General features: G+C 43.0%; 18 protein-coding genes and 1 pseudogene. 7 read left to right on the top strand and 12 right to left on the bottom strand.

Features of this window, described 5'->3' with window-relative positions:
- The first annotated feature begins 11 nt into the window (after positions 1 to 11).
- Entirely contained in the window at positions 12 to 647 is a 636-nt protein-coding gene (locus JCM19055_RS04990; protein ID WP_052365945.1) for a GNAT family N-acetyltransferase, read from the top strand.
- A gap of 35 nt (positions 648 to 682) precedes the next feature.
- Here the strand turns inward: JCM19055_RS04990 and JCM19055_RS25195 are convergent, their stop codons facing one another.
- Entirely contained in the window at positions 683 to 841 is a 159-nt protein-coding gene (locus tag JCM19055_RS25195; RefSeq protein WP_081831659.1) for an aspartyl-phosphate phosphatase Spo0E family protein, read from the bottom strand.
- A 384-nt stretch (positions 842 to 1,225) separates the two neighbouring features.
- On the opposite strand from JCM19055_RS25195, the gene JCM19055_RS27090 reads away from it, so the two are divergent.
- Together JCM19055_RS27090 and JCM19055_RS04985 are read left to right on the top strand one after the other, a co-directional pair.
- Complete coding sequence (locus tag JCM19055_RS27090; protein WP_193745315.1) at positions 1,226 to 1,375, top strand: hypothetical protein; 150 nt, start codon at positions 1,226 to 1,228, stop codon at positions 1,373 to 1,375.
- Between the two features lie 10 nt (positions 1,376 to 1,385).
- Positions 1,386 to 2,570, top strand: coding sequence for a Na+/H+ antiporter NhaC family protein (locus JCM19055_RS04985; protein WP_265181822.1), 1,185 nt, complete (start codon positions 1,386 to 1,388; stop codon positions 2,568 to 2,570).
- Between the two features lie 127 nt (positions 2,571 to 2,697).
- Here the strand turns inward: JCM19055_RS04985 and JCM19055_RS04980 are convergent, their stop codons facing one another.
- Positions 2,698 to 4,095: an NAD-dependent succinate-semialdehyde dehydrogenase gene (locus JCM19055_RS04980; protein WP_042358821.1), complete on the bottom strand. Its 1,398-nt coding sequence runs from the start codon at positions 4,093 to 4,095 to the stop codon at positions 2,698 to 2,700.
- 12 nt (positions 4,096 to 4,107) lie between these two features.
- Positions 4,108 to 5,418 carry a 4-aminobutyrate--2-oxoglutarate transaminase gene (gene gabT / locus JCM19055_RS04975; protein ID WP_042358820.1) on the bottom strand — a complete coding sequence of 437 codons (1,311 nt, stop codon included), beginning with the start codon at positions 5,416 to 5,418 and terminating at the stop codon, positions 4,108 to 4,110.
- A 106-nt stretch (positions 5,419 to 5,524) separates the two neighbouring features.
- Between gabT and JCM19055_RS04970 the strand changes: the two are divergent.
- Positions 5,525 to 6,938: pseudogene (locus JCM19055_RS04970) on the top strand (PLP-dependent aminotransferase family protein).
- A 41-nt stretch (positions 6,939 to 6,979) separates the two neighbouring features.
- On the opposite strand, the gene JCM19055_RS22815 reads toward JCM19055_RS04970, so the two are convergent.
- Genes JCM19055_RS22815 through JCM19055_RS22805 form a run of 3 tightly spaced genes read right to left on the bottom strand, consistent with a single transcriptional unit; the run spans position 6,980 to position 8,376 of the window.
- Entirely contained in the window at positions 6,980 to 7,288 is a 309-nt protein-coding gene (locus JCM19055_RS22815; RefSeq protein ID WP_052365944.1) for a helix-turn-helix domain-containing protein, read from the bottom strand.
- Between the two features lie 13 nt (positions 7,289 to 7,301).
- Positions 7,302 to 7,787, bottom strand: coding sequence for a sigma 54-interacting transcriptional regulator (locus JCM19055_RS22810; protein ID WP_052365943.1), 486 nt, complete (start codon positions 7,785 to 7,787; stop codon positions 7,302 to 7,304).
- Positions 7,738 to 8,376: a sigma 54-interacting transcriptional regulator gene (locus tag JCM19055_RS22805; protein WP_052365942.1), complete on the bottom strand. Its 639-nt coding sequence runs from the start codon at positions 8,374 to 8,376 to the stop codon at positions 7,738 to 7,740. Before JCM19055_RS22805 ends, JCM19055_RS22810 begins: the two co-directional genes overlap by 50 nt.
- 94 nt (positions 8,377 to 8,470) lie before the next feature.
- Here JCM19055_RS22805 and JCM19055_RS04960 point away from each other — a divergent pair, with 94 nt between their 5' ends.
- Positions 8,471 to 8,959 carry a GNAT family N-acetyltransferase gene (locus JCM19055_RS04960; protein WP_042358818.1) on the top strand — a complete coding sequence of 163 codons (489 nt, stop codon included), beginning with the start codon at positions 8,471 to 8,473 and terminating at the stop codon, positions 8,957 to 8,959.
- 31 nt (positions 8,960 to 8,990) lie between these two features.
- Here JCM19055_RS04960 and JCM19055_RS04955 read toward each other — a convergent pair whose 3' ends face one another.
- The 3 genes from JCM19055_RS04955 to JCM19055_RS04950 are packed head-to-tail and all read right to left on the bottom strand — an operon-like array spanning position 8,991 to position 11,695.
- Positions 8,991 to 10,100 (bottom strand): sodium:solute symporter, encoded by a 1,110-nt coding sequence (locus JCM19055_RS04955; protein WP_265181851.1) that lies wholly within the window; start codon positions 10,098 to 10,100, stop codon positions 8,991 to 8,993.
- Positions 10,081 to 10,407 carry a hypothetical protein gene (locus JCM19055_RS25190; RefSeq protein WP_081833448.1) on the bottom strand — a complete coding sequence of 109 codons (327 nt, stop codon included), beginning with the start codon at positions 10,405 to 10,407 and terminating at the stop codon, positions 10,081 to 10,083. Before JCM19055_RS25190 ends, JCM19055_RS04955 begins: the two co-directional genes overlap by 20 nt.
- 19 nt (positions 10,408 to 10,426) lie before the next feature.
- Positions 10,427 to 11,695, bottom strand: a complete 1,269-nt coding sequence (locus tag JCM19055_RS04950; RefSeq protein WP_042358893.1) for an ArgE/DapE family deacylase — start codon at positions 11,693 to 11,695, stop codon at positions 10,427 to 10,429.
- A 416-nt stretch (positions 11,696 to 12,111) separates the two neighbouring features.
- On the opposite strand from JCM19055_RS04950, the gene JCM19055_RS28565 reads away from it, so the two are divergent.
- Entirely contained in the window at positions 12,112 to 12,873 is a 762-nt protein-coding gene (locus JCM19055_RS28565; protein ID WP_265181821.1) for a hydantoinase/carbamoylase family amidase, read from the top strand.
- Complete coding sequence (locus JCM19055_RS28560; RefSeq protein WP_265181820.1) at positions 12,866 to 13,273, top strand: hypothetical protein; 408 nt, start codon at positions 12,866 to 12,868, stop codon at positions 13,271 to 13,273. The genes JCM19055_RS28565 and JCM19055_RS28560 overlap by 8 nt, the downstream gene beginning before the upstream one ends.
- Positions 13,274 to 13,392: 119 nt before the next feature.
- Here the strand turns inward: JCM19055_RS28560 and JCM19055_RS04940 are convergent, their stop codons facing one another.
- Genes JCM19055_RS04940 through JCM19055_RS31300 form a run of 3 tightly spaced genes read right to left on the bottom strand, consistent with a single transcriptional unit; the run spans position 13,393 to position 14,834 of the window.
- Entirely contained in the window at positions 13,393 to 14,055 is a 663-nt protein-coding gene (locus JCM19055_RS04940) for a hypothetical protein (protein ID WP_042358817.1), read from the bottom strand.
- Positions 14,045 to 14,596: a hypothetical protein gene (locus tag JCM19055_RS31305; RefSeq protein WP_370543005.1), complete on the bottom strand. Its 552-nt coding sequence runs from the start codon at positions 14,594 to 14,596 to the stop codon at positions 14,045 to 14,047. Before JCM19055_RS31305 ends, JCM19055_RS04940 begins: the two co-directional genes overlap by 11 nt.
- Positions 14,562 to 14,834 carry an ATP-binding cassette domain-containing protein gene (locus tag JCM19055_RS31300; protein ID WP_370543010.1) on the bottom strand — a complete coding sequence of 91 codons (273 nt, stop codon included), beginning with the start codon at positions 14,832 to 14,834 and terminating at the stop codon, positions 14,562 to 14,564. Before JCM19055_RS31300 ends, JCM19055_RS31305 begins: the two co-directional genes overlap by 35 nt.
- Positions 14,835 to 14,883: the final 49 nt, after the last annotated feature.

Genomic DNA, 14,883 nt, shown 5'->3' with positions numbered 1-14,883 from the left:
GAAGGATAATCATGCTTAAAACAGAATCGTTGGATGAACCGTTAATACGAGCAATGAAACCGAATGATATTATAGATGTCGCAGCATTAGCTGCAAAGGGATTCGGGAACGAACAGATTGTATTCAAAGAAAAGCATTATGAAAAGCACCTTGAGCATTTTCCAAACGGTCAGTTTGTTGCGGAATTAGAAGGGAAGATTGTCGGTTCTTGTTCGAGTCTCATCGTGGATATGAGTGATTATGCGAAACAGCATACAATATCAGAGATTACGGGTAATGGCTATTTCCACAATCATAACGGTGATGGAACCCATCTTTACGGTGCAGATGTAGTGGTTCATCCGTCGTATCGTGGACGTAAAATTGGACATCGTCTTTATGAACAACGGAGACAGCTATGTAGAGAGTTAGAGCTAAAAGGGATTATGTTCGGTGGACGAATCCCTCACTATCATCGCTATGCTCAAGAGTTGTCTGCGGAGGAATACTGTCAGCGAGTCATTAATGGAGACTTACAAGACCCGGTGATGAGCTTTCAACTAGGGCAAGGCTTTCAATTTCAAAGAGTGCTTGAAGGATATTTGCCAAAGGACCATGAGTCTTTAGAATACGCAACGTTAATGGAATGGAAGAATACAGGCGCGTAAAAAAAGGGAAGCCATCGGCTTCCCTTAAAAAATTCCTAATTCTTCTTCACGATCAGGAATTCATAAATTAATTGATCTAATTCTCTGGATTTCTCTAGTACGTCGGGGTTATTCAGGCCCTTCTCTTGGGCAAGTGTGTTCATTTCATTACGGAGTAGGTCGATGTTGTTCGTTACTTGTACGAGTGGTTGCATCCGGTTCCCCCCTTAAAGAAAAAATCACTAGCAGAGAAATTAAGATAAGTACGAGTACTATTACGTACATATTACCCGTTAAATAGCATAATTGAAACCAAAATTATTGCAATTTTAGTGAATTTTTTTTACTAAACTCGTTTCCCCCTTGCTTTATAGCGGTTCTTTAGATCGAATATAAACATAAAAGCATAAGCTTTTTACTTGTATGGATGTAAATTTGAGGAAAAATGAAGCGATCAGAAGACACGTTGCCTTAGCTATTCGATAACACATGCATTATGCATATATACATACTAAATGAGAGTATTCCCTTGCTGAATCAAGTTTTGTTTGGCATATAATTTGCAGTTTACTTAGGAAAAGGTATAAGGGGGAAACATTTTGGAGTATGGAATCATGTCAGTTATACCCATTCTCATTTTAATTGTGGGCATTATCGTTACGAAGCGATTACAGGAAATGCTCATATTATCGGTATTTGTATCAGCGTTACTACTCTATGGGACAGGTTTTTTTTACTGGGTTCATTGAACTCCTGTATATGGCGATGGCAAGTGATACGTTTCAATTTCTTGTGTTGATTATTTTTGGATTTGGTGCGATGATTGCTATTTTTGAGAAGTCAGGGTCGTTGCTTGGGTTCGGGAGTACGTTAGCGAGATTCGCGACAACTCCTAAGAAGAGTCTATTAACGACGTGGTTTCTCGGTTTAATTATATTTATTGATGATTATCTGAATGCATTAGCTGTGTCGTCATCCATGAGAAGCATTACTGACAAGAAGCTAGTGCCCCGTGAACATTTAGCATATACCGTCAATGCCACTGGTGCATGTATTTGTGTGCTAGTACCATTTACGAGCTGGTCAGCTTTTGCAGTTGGTGTTGTGAATGATTATAATCTCGGATTTTCAGATTATGTTGCAGCGATTCCGTTCATGTTCTATCCGCTTGCTGCAGTCATTATTGCATTGCTTCTAGCTGTAGGACTCTTACCGAAAGTAGGGCTAATGAAAAAAGCTTATGAACGTGTGGAACAAGGTGGTCCGACGATGCCTGAGGAAAAAGGTTCGGCAATTGTTAAAGCTACGATCAATACGGATGTAAAGAAATCAAGCCCGTTAAATTTCATTATTCCAATTATCGTTCTAGTGGTTGTTATGATGTACTTTGATAATGATCTCATACACGGAATTATTGCTGCGCTCGTCGTTCAAGCAATCATGTACATATCGCAAAAAATCATGACACCGACTCAGTTTATGACCAACTTTGGAGAAGGTCTGACAACGATGACGACGCTTGCGTTTATTATTCTTCTCGCATTAGCACTCGGTGAAGGAAATCGAGAGCTCGGTTTATCTGAATATATGATTGAAGTGTTCACGGTTTTCATATCGCCTCAATTACTACCTTTAATCGCCTTTTTGGCGTGTGGGTTCATTGCGTTTATTACAGGGAATTTCTGGGCGTTAATCGTACTTGTTGCTCCAATCTTTATGCCTTTGTCGTTTGAGATGGGTGTGAATCCGTCCTTAATGATTGCAGCGATTATGTCAGGGGTTGCTCTCGGGAGTCAGGCGTGTTTTTATTCAGATGCCATTTTTATGACCTCTGCCGGGACAGGTGTATCCCCAGTATTGCAAGTACGAACGATTATGCCTTACGTAGTATTAGGGGTCATCATCGCGACATTGTTATTCCTAGGTGCAGGCTTTATTTTCTAGTCGTTCGTTTGACGAAGACAAGCGTTTCGCAATAGGTGAAGCTAGGGAGAGGTATGATTGCGAAGAAACGTGGATCCAATTAAGAAGAAGCCCAGATCATATGATCTGGGCTTTCGTACACACTCTATTAGAGTCCAATCGATAGATACTTCGTCTCGAGGTATCCTTCGATTCCTTCAGGGCCACCTTCGCGACCGATTCCACTTTCTTTCATTCCTCCAAACGGAGCTTGTACAGCAGACGGACCACCGTCATTCCAGCCGATAATCCCGTAATCTAAGTTTTCGGCAATGTAGAGTCCACGACGGTAATTCTCTGTAAAGTAGTAAGCAGCTAAGCCGAATGGCGTGTCGTTGGCAATCGCGATTGCATCGTCAATTGACGTAAAGGTCGTAATCGGTGCAACGGGACCGAAGGTTTCTTCATGCATGATCACCATCTCATCCGTTACACCGTCAAGCACGGTTGGGTGCACGAAGTAGGTTCCTTTTTCCTCGTCTTGAACAAAAGAACCACCTACGAGTACGCTTGCACCTTTTTCTTTCGCGTCGTTAATTTGGCTAACGATTTTATCGAATCCGTTTTTGTTAATGATCGGGCCGATGTCTGTTGTGGGATCTGTACCGATGCCGACTTCTAGTGATTTTACTTCTGCAGCTAATTTGGACGCAAACTCGTCTTTAATCGCTTCGTGAACGATAAGGCGATTTGCGCAAATGCACGTTTGCCCCGCATTGCGATACTTCGATGCAACAGTTTGCTTAACTGCAAGATCAAGGTTTGCATCTTCATCAATAATTAATGGCGCATGACCACCAAGTTCCATGGATACTTGTTTCACGGTGCTTGCGCTCTGTTTCATGAGAAGCTTACCGACGTTTGTTGAGCCTGTGAACGTTACTTTCTGAATGATTGTGCTTTCCGTAAACTGCTTCCCAATCATGACGCTATCGCCGTTCACCACTTGCAAAACGTCTTCAGGAATGCCTGCTTCGTGGCCTAATTCAACGAGTCGAATGGCAGTAAGTGGTGTGTCTGGGGCCGGTTTAATAATGAAACTACAGCCTGCTGCTAGTGCAGGTGCTGCTTTACGTGTAATCATCGCAGCAGGGAAGTTCCACGGTGTAATGGCAGCGACAGGACCAACGGCTTGGCGAGTGACGACAATTCGCTTTTCCGTTGAAGAAGCCGGAACCGTTCGACCGTACACACGCTTTGCTTCTTCAGCGTACCACTCAATATAGCCAGCTCCGTAGACGACTTCGCCTTCAGCTTCTTTTAAAGGCTTACCGTTTTCAGCTGTAATGAGCGCTGCGAGTTCTGCTTTGTGCTCAAGAATTAAGTTATACCAAGTACGAAGTCGTTTGCTACGATCTTCAGCGGTCGTTTTTGACCAAGTGCGGTAGCCTGCTTCAGAACGTTCAATCGCTGCTTTAACGTCTTGTTCAGACTGCAGAGAGATTGTATCTACAATCTCACCTGTCGCTGGGTTTTTGATTTCAATCGTCTCTGTTGTAACTGTCATGTATGACACTCCTTACGCGTTTTGAAATGCAGCTTGAACGATATCAAGACCTTCTGCAAGTTGCTCATCTGTGATGACGAGTGGAGACAGGAAGCGTACGACGTTTCCATTCACACCTGCAGTAAGAAGAAGCAATCCATTTTCATTTGCATACTTTGCAATCGCTGCTGTACGCGCTTTATCAGGTGTCTTCGTCTCGCGATCTGTGACGAGCTCAATGGCCACCATCGCTCCTAGACGGCGGATTTCTCCGATTCCGTTATCTGTTTTCATCCATTCGTTCGCACGATCTTCAATCGTTTGACCGATGTGCTCGGCGCGATCATTTAATTTTTCTTCTTCAATAATGTCAAGAACAGCAAGTGCTGCGACACATCCGAGTGGGCTTCCTGCATACGTACCGCCAAGCTCTCCAGGATCTGCTGCATCAACGATTTCAGAACGACCGACTACGCCACTGATTGGAACGCCTGCTCCCATTGATTTCGAGACAGTCATTAGGTCTGGAACAATATCGAAGTGTTCAGATGCGAACAATTTACCCGTTCTTGAAAATCCTGTTTGGATTTCATCAGCAACAAAAACGATGCCATTGTCTTTACAGAATTGAGCGACGTGTTGTACGAAGCGTTTCGGAGGAACGATAAACCCGCCTTCACCTTGTACTGGCTCCATGACAACACAAGCAACCGTTTCAGGAGCAACTTGTGATACGAAAAAGTTGTTAAATTCTTCAATGATGAAGTCTGTGTAACGCTCTTCACTCATTTCCTCAGGGCGCTTGTACAGATACGGGTAAGGCGCTTGATACACTTCAGGAGCAAAGGGACCGAACCCGAACTTGTAAGGCTTTACTTTACTCGTCATGCTCATCGTCATGTTCGTACGTCCGTGAAAGGCTCGGTTAAACGTAACGATCGCTTGACGACCAGTGTATTTACGAGCCATTTTAACCGCATTTTCTACGGCTTCAGCACCAGAGTTTAGGAACAAGGCTTTTTTCTCGTGATCTCCTGGTGTGAGGTGAGAGAGTTTTTCTGCCAGTTCAATATACGGTGCGTACATCATGACGTTAAACCCAGGGTGAATGAATTGATCAATTTGCGCTTTGATTGCTTCGTTGACTTTCGGATGATTGTGACCGACGTTAATCGTACCGATTGCCCCTGCGAAATCAATGTACCGGTTGTCATCTTGGTCGTAAACAATTGCACCTTCACCTTTTGCGGCGATGTTTCGGTTACCGTTTCCAACACCTCGTGCAACGTAACGATCTCGTTTTTCTTGCCATTCAGCCGTGCTTACGTTTGTTTGAACTGTCATGATAAATGCCTCCCATAAGTAGTATTTTCTTTTTATTTTGACTGTATATCTGTAAAATAAAAAGCACCAAAAATAAAAATTTGATGGTACCAGATGAGGGGATACGATGATTACCTTTCAAATCGATCGGACGAGAAGTAAAACGTATTTGTATCAACAACTATACGAGCAACTAAAGCAAGCGATATTGCAAAAAAAATCTAAAAGCACACGATAAGTTACCGTCAAAGCGAGAGCTTGCTGCGAATGTAAGTGTGAGCTTTAATTCAGTGAATGCGGCGTATCAACAGTTGGTCGCTGAAGGTTACGTGTACGCAAAGGAACGTATGGGTTACTTTGTTGAAGAAATCACGATGTTTGAAGTCGAACCAAATGAAGCGTTGCAAGAAGTTCCAGAGCATTTACGTGAAAGTGAGAAGGTCAGTGAGCACATTGCTTCGTTTTCGCATATGAGTGCTGATCATGCTTCGTTTCCGTTAGATAGTTGGTTGAAGTGTGAGCAACAGGCACTAAAGGCGCAACGAAAACAACTAGAGAACTACGTGCATCCACAAGGGTTGTATACCGTCAGGCAAACGCTAGCTCGGTTTTTACGTTTAACGAGAGGTGTGAAATGCCGTCCTGAACAAATCGTACTCGGATCAGGAACTCAGCAATTGTTGCGGCAGCTTTCTTCTATTATGAATCCAGATACAACGTATGGCATTGAAGAACCTGGGTATCAACGATTGCGCCATCTGCTAGAAAGTGAGGGTCGTTCAGTGGCATACGTCCCACTCGATGACCAAGGTGTCTCTGTGTCATATTTAGAAAAGAGTCGCGTTTCGACGGTGATTACGACACCATCTCATCAATTTCCAACTGGAATCATTATGCCGATCTCAAGAAGAATCGAGCTTTTGAACTGGGCGGTAACGAACGAGAATCGGTACATTATTGAAGATGATTACGATAGCGAATTTATTTATGACGCCGATGCCGTACCGTCACTACAAAGCCTAGATGGTTCCAATCGCGTCATTTATACCGGTACGTTTTCAAAGTCGTTATTACCCGGTCTTCGAATTAGCTACATGGTGTTGCCGGTTCCTCTTCTTGAAAAGTATCGTGACAAACTGGCATTTCTTATGTCCTCATGTAGTACACTCGCGCAACTCACATTGCAGCGCTTCATTGAGACAGGGGAATACCAGAAACATATTAAAAAAATGACAAAGCTTTACCGAGTGCGGCGAGAGCGTTTAATTGAAGAACTTGAGAGGGCGTTCGAACACACAATCGAAATTACTGGTGCTAATTCAGGGTTGCACTTTGTTGTAACAGTTAAATTAGAGCGAGGCGAACGAGAGATTTTAGAGCGCGCGAAGGCGCTCGGTTTAGAAGTTTACGGGACAAGCCGTTTTTATCAACAAGTCTACACATCAACGCATCCGAGCCTCGTCATCGGGTTTGCGCGGCTAAGTGAAGAACAGATGGAAGAAGCAGTCACAACGTTAAAAGAAGCTGTGTACGGTGTGTAGTTAGGATAGAATGAGACAGATCGAGCGCCAGTTAGCATGACTCACGTTTCGTATTTTCTTACACGTCTAGAAAAGGTAGGTTGTGACATACCAAGGCTTTTGGCGGCTTCTCTAGAGTTTCTATGTTCGTCTGCGGCTTGCAAGATGACGTTTTTCTCGATGCGTTCTAGAAATTGGCGGAGTGTTTCGCTTTCGTGCTTTTCAAAAGCGAGTGATTGTTCAGGGTCTGTAAATTGAAGCTCTTTCTTAAAGTCGTCAGGTGAAATCGTGTCGTTCTCAGCAAACACACACACGCGCTCAATGGCATGTTGGAGTTCGCGAATGTTCCCTGGCCAAGAATAGTGTGTCAATGTTTCGATGGCTTCACGCGAGAGTTTTTTTCTGTTGATGATATTCTTCATTAAATTTTTGAACGAATTGATAGGCTAGCAGTGGAAGGTCTTCAAGTCGTTCTTTTAATGAAGGAACTTCGATTTGGAACACGTTTAATCGGTAGTACAAATCAGATCGAAATTGCTTATGATGTACTAACGTTTCGAGGTTTTGATTTGTGGCTGCGATAATTCGGATGTCTGCTCGCCGTTTTTCGGTGCTTCCGATTGGCAAAAAGGTTTTGTCTTGGACGAGTTCTAACAGCTTGGCTTGCATGGCATAAGGAAGTTCAGCGATTTCATCGAGAAATAATGTGCCTCCTTCAGCCATTTGAACGAGCCCTGTCTTGCCGGTAGAATTGGCACCACTAAACGCTCCCTTTACGTAACCGAACAGTTCACTTTCGAGTAATGATTCTGGGATGGTACTACAATTCAGCGTTAAAAAAAGAGTTCGAGCGTCTTTGGCTGTAATCATGAATGGTACGTGCAGTATAGTTTTTCCCGACGCCTGTTTCACCTGTCAAAAGAACTGTAGATGGCAAGGATGATATTCTCGTTACCTTCTGTTCTAAAGATTTCGCCGCCTTGCTTTTCGTAACGGCGCGCTTATTAGATTCTCTTGAAGGCGCTTGCATATAAAAGCGGTGCAATTCGAGAATATACGTTTGAATGAGGTCGTTGATTTCATCAATGCTTTCATCATCTTGTCCGATATGTTCGAATTGTTGGCTAATGGAGATGATTAATTCGATCTGTCCAGTTTCGTTGTAAATTGGTTTTGCAACCATGAGTTGTTTCAGATGTTCATTGATGACTTGTACACGAGTAATTTGCTTTTTCTGTTCGAGTGCGAGACGTGTAACAGAAGGGTTGAGGATGCCTTGTTTTTCTAAATCACTGACATGTTTGCCAGCCATTTCAGCTTGAGATAGGCCAATGCCTTCAGCGCTAATGTGATTATTCCAAACGACAAAGCCTTCATGGTCGGCAACGAATACAGAAATAGGAAGTTGATCAAGAACTGCTTGTAAACGTTTATTTTGAAATAGCTGGTTGTACTGCATTCACTACTCTCCTCGTCTTTTGTATAGCGTTTAGTGTAGCATAGTTCCATGCGCTGTATGGTTGAAGAAGATCAACTTTATAGGGGGAATATCTATGAATCTTGAAACGAATCGGTGTAAACTTCGTGCTTTAAAAGCGTGCGATCGACAAGGTGTTTTGAGAGTATATCAAGATGAACAAGTTCGAAGGTATTTAGGTGGGCCGGTGGAGGAAGCGTTAATTAAACGTTTGATTAAACGCTTAGACGAGCCGGATGAGGGGCGTTTTGCAGCTGTCATTGAGAAGAGGACGGGATCTTTTATTGGAACGGTTTCAATCGCTTTACATCATGATCAAATCAATGATGAGGTCTCATATCAACTACTTCCTGAATGGTGGGGAAAGGGATATGGGAAAGAAGTAGTCAGCGCCGTTATAAAGTATGCATTTCAAAACCTTCACTTGATGAAGATCGTTGCAGAAACGCAAGCGGCAAACACTCGATCTTGTCATTTGCTAGAAAGTGTAGGAATGAAAAAAGAAACGACGATCGAACGTTTCGGTGAACAGCAGATCATTTATGCGATTAAAAATAACAACTAACGCGCAGCGGAACGATCCGCTGCGCGTTAAGTTATGCTGCTTTCTTTCGGAAACTAAGCACGAGTAATACGAGTAAAGATAGTGGCAAACCAATAAAAACTGGATGAATGCCGAATGGGTGACCGAGCAGTTGCCAAGATACAGCAAGAATGAGGCCTGTCCACATTGAGGCAAGACCGGCAACTTTATCTGGCCGTGACCAGAACAGACCGATCAAGATAGGAGCGAACAGTCCGGCAACGAGAATAGCGGACCCTGTCATCCATAGTTCTACAAGCCTTGGGATTAATAACGCAAGGCTAAGCGAGAAGATGGTCATAGCAATGACCATAAGACGGCTAACAGACAGTAACTTTTTGTCATCGGTTATGTTGAATACCGGTTTTATAATATCGCTTACCATGATCGTTGAGCCCGCAATAAAGAAGGAATCTGCACAAGACATAATGATGGCAACGAGTGTGATGAACATTAATGCTGAGAGCCAAAACGGTAACGCTCCGAAAATGACATCATAGTAAATGAGATCAGGTCGATCCGTTTCAATGCCAAGTCCTGCCCGAGCCATTACCCCAATGATAATAATCATTAGTCCGGTGACGAACATGAGAATAACAGCAACCCAGTTTGCTTTTAATGTGGTTGATAGATTCCGAGCAGCCCAGACACGTTGCCACGTATCTTGTCTTACGAGCATTGCAGCACCAATGGTTGCAAACGGCATCAGAAACTCAGCGAGAGGCATGTTGAACATTTGTAAGTAATCATTTGCAATGACTGGACTAGTTTCAACATTGCTTACAACATTGTCCCAACCACCTGTGTAATAGTAGACGAACAAAAACATCGTCAAAATACCGAGTGTTTGAATCGTACCTTGAATTGCGTCTGTCCAAATGACAGCTGTGAGTCCACCAAGGTAGGTTTTTAGTGTAATGATGATACAAGAGACGATAATCCCTACGGTCATATCAAGACCGAAAATTAAATTCAGTACCGTTGCAAGCGCGACGAACTGCAGACCTGTGAGAGCTCCAAGAGCGGCGATGTTCCCGATGAAAGCGGGGTACCTCGCGGCACTTCCGTAACGTAGTACAGCATAATCACCTACTGAGAAGAGCTTATGCTTGTCCCCTAGAATGCGAATGCGCTTTGCAAAAAAAGAGCGTAAAAATTGATAGTGCTAGCGCTAAAGAAACGACTAGCCATACTTGACCAAGTCCGAATTGATACGCATCTGTCATAAATCCGAGCACGGTTGAGCCACCAACTGCAGCGCCGATGATCGTTAAAATCATTGGGATTAACGGCATCGCTCTTCCGCCCATGTTGTATGATTCGTACGTATTCGTTTTTCGATAGAAATAATACGAGTACAACAAAATAATTAAAACGTAAGCAACTAATAGTGCTATTAAGATTGGCTGTGTCGACTCAGTGATGTACATTCCAATTCCCCGTTATCGTTTAGTTTTCTTGGCACCAATCTAAGATAAAGGCGCCAATGGTTTTCGTAGCTGTCTTTAGACTATCCAAATCAATGTACTCATCAACCCCATGCATGTTTTCGCCCGTTGGGCCGTAGCACGTGGATGGAATTCCAAATTCCTCAAATGCACGAACATCTGTCGTTGCTGTAAACGCCAGTCGTTGTAACTCCGTTCCAGTCGTTGCGATATGTGCTTTTTCTAGAACATCGTATAGCTCGGTATCGCCCTCTTCTTCACGCCCTGGTGCGCTAAATCCAAAGAAGGAAACAGTAGGTGGTTGTTCTTTTAACCATTCGTCTTTTGCTGCAGCATCTAGAATCCACTGTTTTACTTCAGCTTGAATTTCTTCAGGCTTTTGATCTGGGTAAAATCCGATCCGTGCTTCAAAATAACATTCGGTCGGTACGCTTGATGCCCAATCACCGCCATGAATGACGCCAACGTTCACATTTAGAGGGTGTGCATGGTTTTCAAAGTGTTTATGTTTCGGTCGTTGATTAATGTGCTCACGATAATCATCAAGTGCGGCGATGAGCTTGCTCGCTTTATTAATGGCGTTTTGAGCACGTTCTGCCCGTTCAACGTGAGCGCCTTGACCACGAACATTCACGCGGACCCACATAACACCGAGTTGAGTTTTCATGGCTTGTAAGTTTGTAGGTTCTGGAATCAACGCACCGTCAGCAACGTAACCTGCATCAAGCAAGGCAAGGGCACCGTTTCCAGTACATTCTTCTTCAATAACCGTTTGGATTTGAACGTCAGCACCGAGTTGAATTCCTGATTTTTGAATTGCTTTTAATGCGTAAACCATGGCGGACACGCCGCCTTTCATGTCGACAGCACCACGACCATAGAGGCGATTTTCTACAATGGCAGGTTGGTAAGGAGCGTGTGTCCATAGATGCTCAGGTTCAGCGCTAACAACATCAATGTGTCCTTGCAAGATTAAACTCTTACCTGTTTTTTTGCCGTCATTTTTCCACTCTCCAACAATGACTGGACGATTCGTATAGTCCCATTCTGGAGGACCGTAGTTTTCGTATTTGCGAAGGCGTTCTGGATCAGGATCAAAGGCGTTTGTTTCAAGTTTCATATCATCAAGTTGATGACGAATGAAGTGTTGTACTTGTGCCTCGTTTCCGAGTGTGCTTTTAAAAGAGGTCAGTGATTTTAGGAACAAAAGTTGCTCGTCCCATAGCTCTTCAATGGCTTGATTCACGCGTTCGATTGATTGATTTGTCATGAATAATCCTCCTGCATCATTTGGTTTGTATTCTGTTATTGCAAGAAGGATGCCAACGAAAACATTTAGAATATGACTTTTTTTAGGGTGAATTCTTTGTTTATTTGTACAATTTGATTCAATCATGAAAGATAAAACGCTATTATATTCAAATATGAATCAATATCCTCTGGGAGATGTGCATTTGATTCATATTTGACTCAATTATCTTCGTTGTTTAAGCAAATTGCGTGCTGCGTGTAAAAAATAGGTGAAGTAAGGAACTGTTGCTCCGACTCTCGTCATCGGTATTATCGTGCCAATATTGCGTAGCAAGTAGGATCTGTGACTGAATCTTGTATGGAAGACCTTCATCGGCGTGATTTTGGCCCGATTGGCATAATCATTGCATTGTAGAAGCTTAGGAGGGGTGACTGATGCCTAACAAACTAAGCAAAAAGATCAATCATGAACGGTTTAATCGTTATGTGAAACGAAGTTCAGAAGTCGGGAGAACTGACAATAATGGGTTGCACCGTTTAGCGTTATCTCAGGCTGACAAAGAAATTCGTGACCAACTGAAGGTGTGGTTTGAGCAAGCGGGGTTAACGACTACGGTTGATGACTTTGGGAATATGTACGGTCGAAGAGAAGGGAAAAACCCTCATTTAAAACCGATTGTGATCGGCTCACATTTAGATACACAGCCATATGGGGGACGATTTGATGGAGTTCTTGGCGTATTAGCTGGATTAGAAGTCGTTGAATCATTGAATGACGAACGCATTCAAACAGAGCGTCCAATCATAATTGTAAATTTCACAAATGAAGAAGGAGCACGGTTTCCGCAACCGATGCTCGGGAGTGGCGCTATTACCGAGCATTTTAATAAGTCATTTGTTTATGAGATTCAAGACGAAAAAGGCATAACATTTGAGCAAGCTCTTCAAGAGATCGGTTATGTTGGGAAAGAAGAGTACCGTCTAAAAGAAGCAGAATATTACTTAGAATTACACATCGAACAAGGTCCAATGCTTGAACGAAACGGCAAAAATATTGGTGTTGTTGGTGGAATTCAAGGGATGGATTGGTTAGAAGTAAACGTCATCGGTGAAAAAAAATCACGCAGGACCAACTGCGATGGAAGACCGAAAAGATGCCCTAGCGAGTTCGGCGCGTATGATCTCAACATTGTATGAAATAACAAATTCTTATAGCGGTTTAAAAACGACGGTCGGGAAGCTACACGTGCACCCAAATGTGGCGAATGTCGTACCTGGCAACGTGGAGTGGGTACTTGATGTTCGTCATGAAGACGATACGTTGCGAATGACTGCACTTGATGAGATGCGTCATGCTCTCAAACAACAAGCAGCGCTTGATGGAACATCGGTTACAGTCAATGAGTTGTGGGCGAGTCCAGCCGTTTTATTTGATGAAGATGTGTTGGGAGCGATTGAAAAATCGACGGATAATCTCGGTTTAACGAGAATGAAACTATATAGCGGGGCAGGACATGATTCGAAATACATGCCGTATTTCGGGAAAACGGGAATGATCTTCATTCCGAGCGTTCAAGCGTTAGCACCGGGAAGATGAATTAAGCCATGATCATGATTTACACAATGGAGTAGAAGTCTTACTTCATACAGTGTTGCAACTTGATGCTAACTAATTGAAAAAAACGCCGGGACAAAAAAATCCCGGCGTTTCAATCGTTACGGACTTACATCGAGTGTTCTCGTACCACGATGGAGTAGGAATACGTAAAACCCAATAAAGAAGAGGGTGAAGTAAATCGGTAAGATTGATTCGAAAAGCGGATGACTCGTAATCATAGTGATTGCAACACCTAATGCGATATATAGTGCACCCTGAACCCAATGTTTGTAAAATCCGAAGCTAATCGACCATCCGATTAGGAAGAATAGTAGGATACTCGCCGAATAAGATAAAGACTCTACGATTGAAGGAAACATGCTTTGATTTTCAATAATTCTATCTGAATACAGTTGATCCCATCCGGTTGCTAACAGCACTCCGTGTATCAAGAACGAGAGTAAGATTGTAAAGATCACAATCACGACCGTAACGAGGATTCCTGAAAAGAGTACGCTTCGAAAGTAAATCCGACGTGTAAGTCCTGTGGAAAGGTAGTGGTTCAAAAAGCCTCCCATTGAGAGTAGTCCGACAATGAGCATGAATACAGTGGTTGATGAAAAGGACCCTTCAATAAACGTCCACGTAATTTCGCCTTGAGTAAAGTATGTTACGACATTAATCCCAATATAGATGAGTAAATAGATGCTAATATACCATAATGACCATGATGAGAACTCTTTTGTTTGAGTACGAATGGCGAGAGATTGTTTACTCGTCATCTTCATTCTCCTCCTCCGTTAAGTGAATAAAAAGATCTTGAAGGGAAACGAATGAGCGTTCTAAATTCAGCTCAGCTAAGCGACGCTGATCATCGTCAGTAAATGAACCGTAAATCATGACGGACTTCGTCGGTCCGAGCTGTTGGGTGGCGACAATCGTTTTGTCTTTCGAGAACTCATTTACGCTTTGTTCGTCTCCGGTAATGCGGTATCCGCGCTGTTGAAATGCTTCCTTATCTTCGTGAGTGAAAAGTCTTCCGTTTTTAATGATGATGACTTCTTCAAATAACGTCTCCATTTCAGAAATAAGGTGAGTGGATAGAATGATCAGCCTAGGATGTTCCATAAAGTCGTTTAGCACTTCTTTGTAGAACAACTCCCTTGCTGGAGCGTCCATCCCTAAATAGGCTTCATCAAAAATGGTCACAGGAGCTCGACTGGCTAAACCGATGACCACTTGCATTGCAGAGGCCATTCCTTTGGATAATTTGGCCACTTCTAAGTCTTTAGAAACCCGAAACCGTTTTAATAGTTGATGCATAGTCGTGATCGAAATTAGGACGGAACTTCGCATAGGTTTCAATATAATCGCCTACTTTTTCCGTTTCATATTCGAAGTTATGGTCACGAACGAAGATCATTTGCTCCACTGCGTGTTCATTTTCAAACGTAGTCTCGTTATTAAGCGTTACTGTCCCGTTTGAAGCTTGTTGAAAAGCAGTGAGAATGGATAATAAGGTTGTTTTACCAGCGCCATTCCGACCTAGAAGCCCAACGATTTTGGGACCTTCAAGTTGAAATGAAATATTATGCAGAATCGTTTTTTTG

Origin of the sequence: Geomicrobium sp. JCM 19055 (assembly GCF_000698185.1) — a bacterium.
Lineage (GTDB): Bacteria > Bacillota > Bacilli > Bacillales > Marinococcaceae > Geomicrobium_A > Geomicrobium_A sediminis.
The sequence above is the reverse complement of the archived record's forward strand: the minus strand, read 5'-3'. Positions and strand labels throughout refer to the sequence as shown.

Coding starts and splice junctions, on each gene's coding strand:
- JCM19055_RS04985 (WP_265181822.1), top strand. CDS start 1,386: ATGGCGATGGCAAGTGATACGTTTCAATTTCTTGTGTTGATTATTTTT.
- JCM19055_RS31305 (WP_370543005.1), bottom strand. CDS start 14,596: ATGCATCAACTATTAAAACGGTTTCGGGTTTCTAAAGACTTAGAAGTG.
- JCM19055_RS22805 (WP_052365942.1), bottom strand. CDS start 8,376: ATGCAGTACAACCAGCTATTTCAAAATAAACGTTTACAAGCAGTTCTT.
- JCM19055_RS04950 (WP_042358893.1), bottom strand. CDS start 11,695: ATGACAAATCAATCAATCGAACGCGTGAATCAAGCCATTGAAGAGCTA.
- JCM19055_RS22810 (WP_052365943.1), bottom strand. CDS start 7,787: ATGATTACAGCCAAAGACGCTCGAACTCTTTTTTTAACGCTGAATTGT.
- JCM19055_RS04960 (WP_042358818.1), top strand. CDS start 8,471: ATGAATCTTGAAACGAATCGGTGTAAACTTCGTGCTTTAAAAGCGTGC.
- JCM19055_RS25190 (WP_081833448.1), bottom strand. CDS start 10,407: ATGTACATCACTGAGTCGACACAGCCAATCTTAATAGCACTATTAGTT.
- JCM19055_RS28565 (WP_265181821.1), top strand. CDS start 12,112: ATGCCTAACAAACTAAGCAAAAAGATCAATCATGAACGGTTTAATCGT.
- gabT (WP_042358820.1), bottom strand. CDS start 5,418: ATGACAGTTCAAACAAACGTAAGCACGGCTGAATGGCAAGAAAAACGA.
- JCM19055_RS04980 (WP_042358821.1), bottom strand. CDS start 4,095: ATGACAGTTACAACAGAGACGATTGAAATCAAAAACCCAGCGACAGGT.
- JCM19055_RS04990 (WP_052365945.1), top strand. CDS start 12: ATGCTTAAAACAGAATCGTTGGATGAACCGTTAATACGAGCAATGAAA.
- JCM19055_RS25195 (WP_081831659.1), bottom strand. CDS start 841: ATGCAACCACTCGTACAAGTAACGAACAACATCGACCTACTCCGTAAT.
- JCM19055_RS04940 (WP_042358817.1), bottom strand. CDS start 14,055: ATGACGAGTAAACAATCTCTCGCCATTCGTACTCAAACAAAAGAGTTC.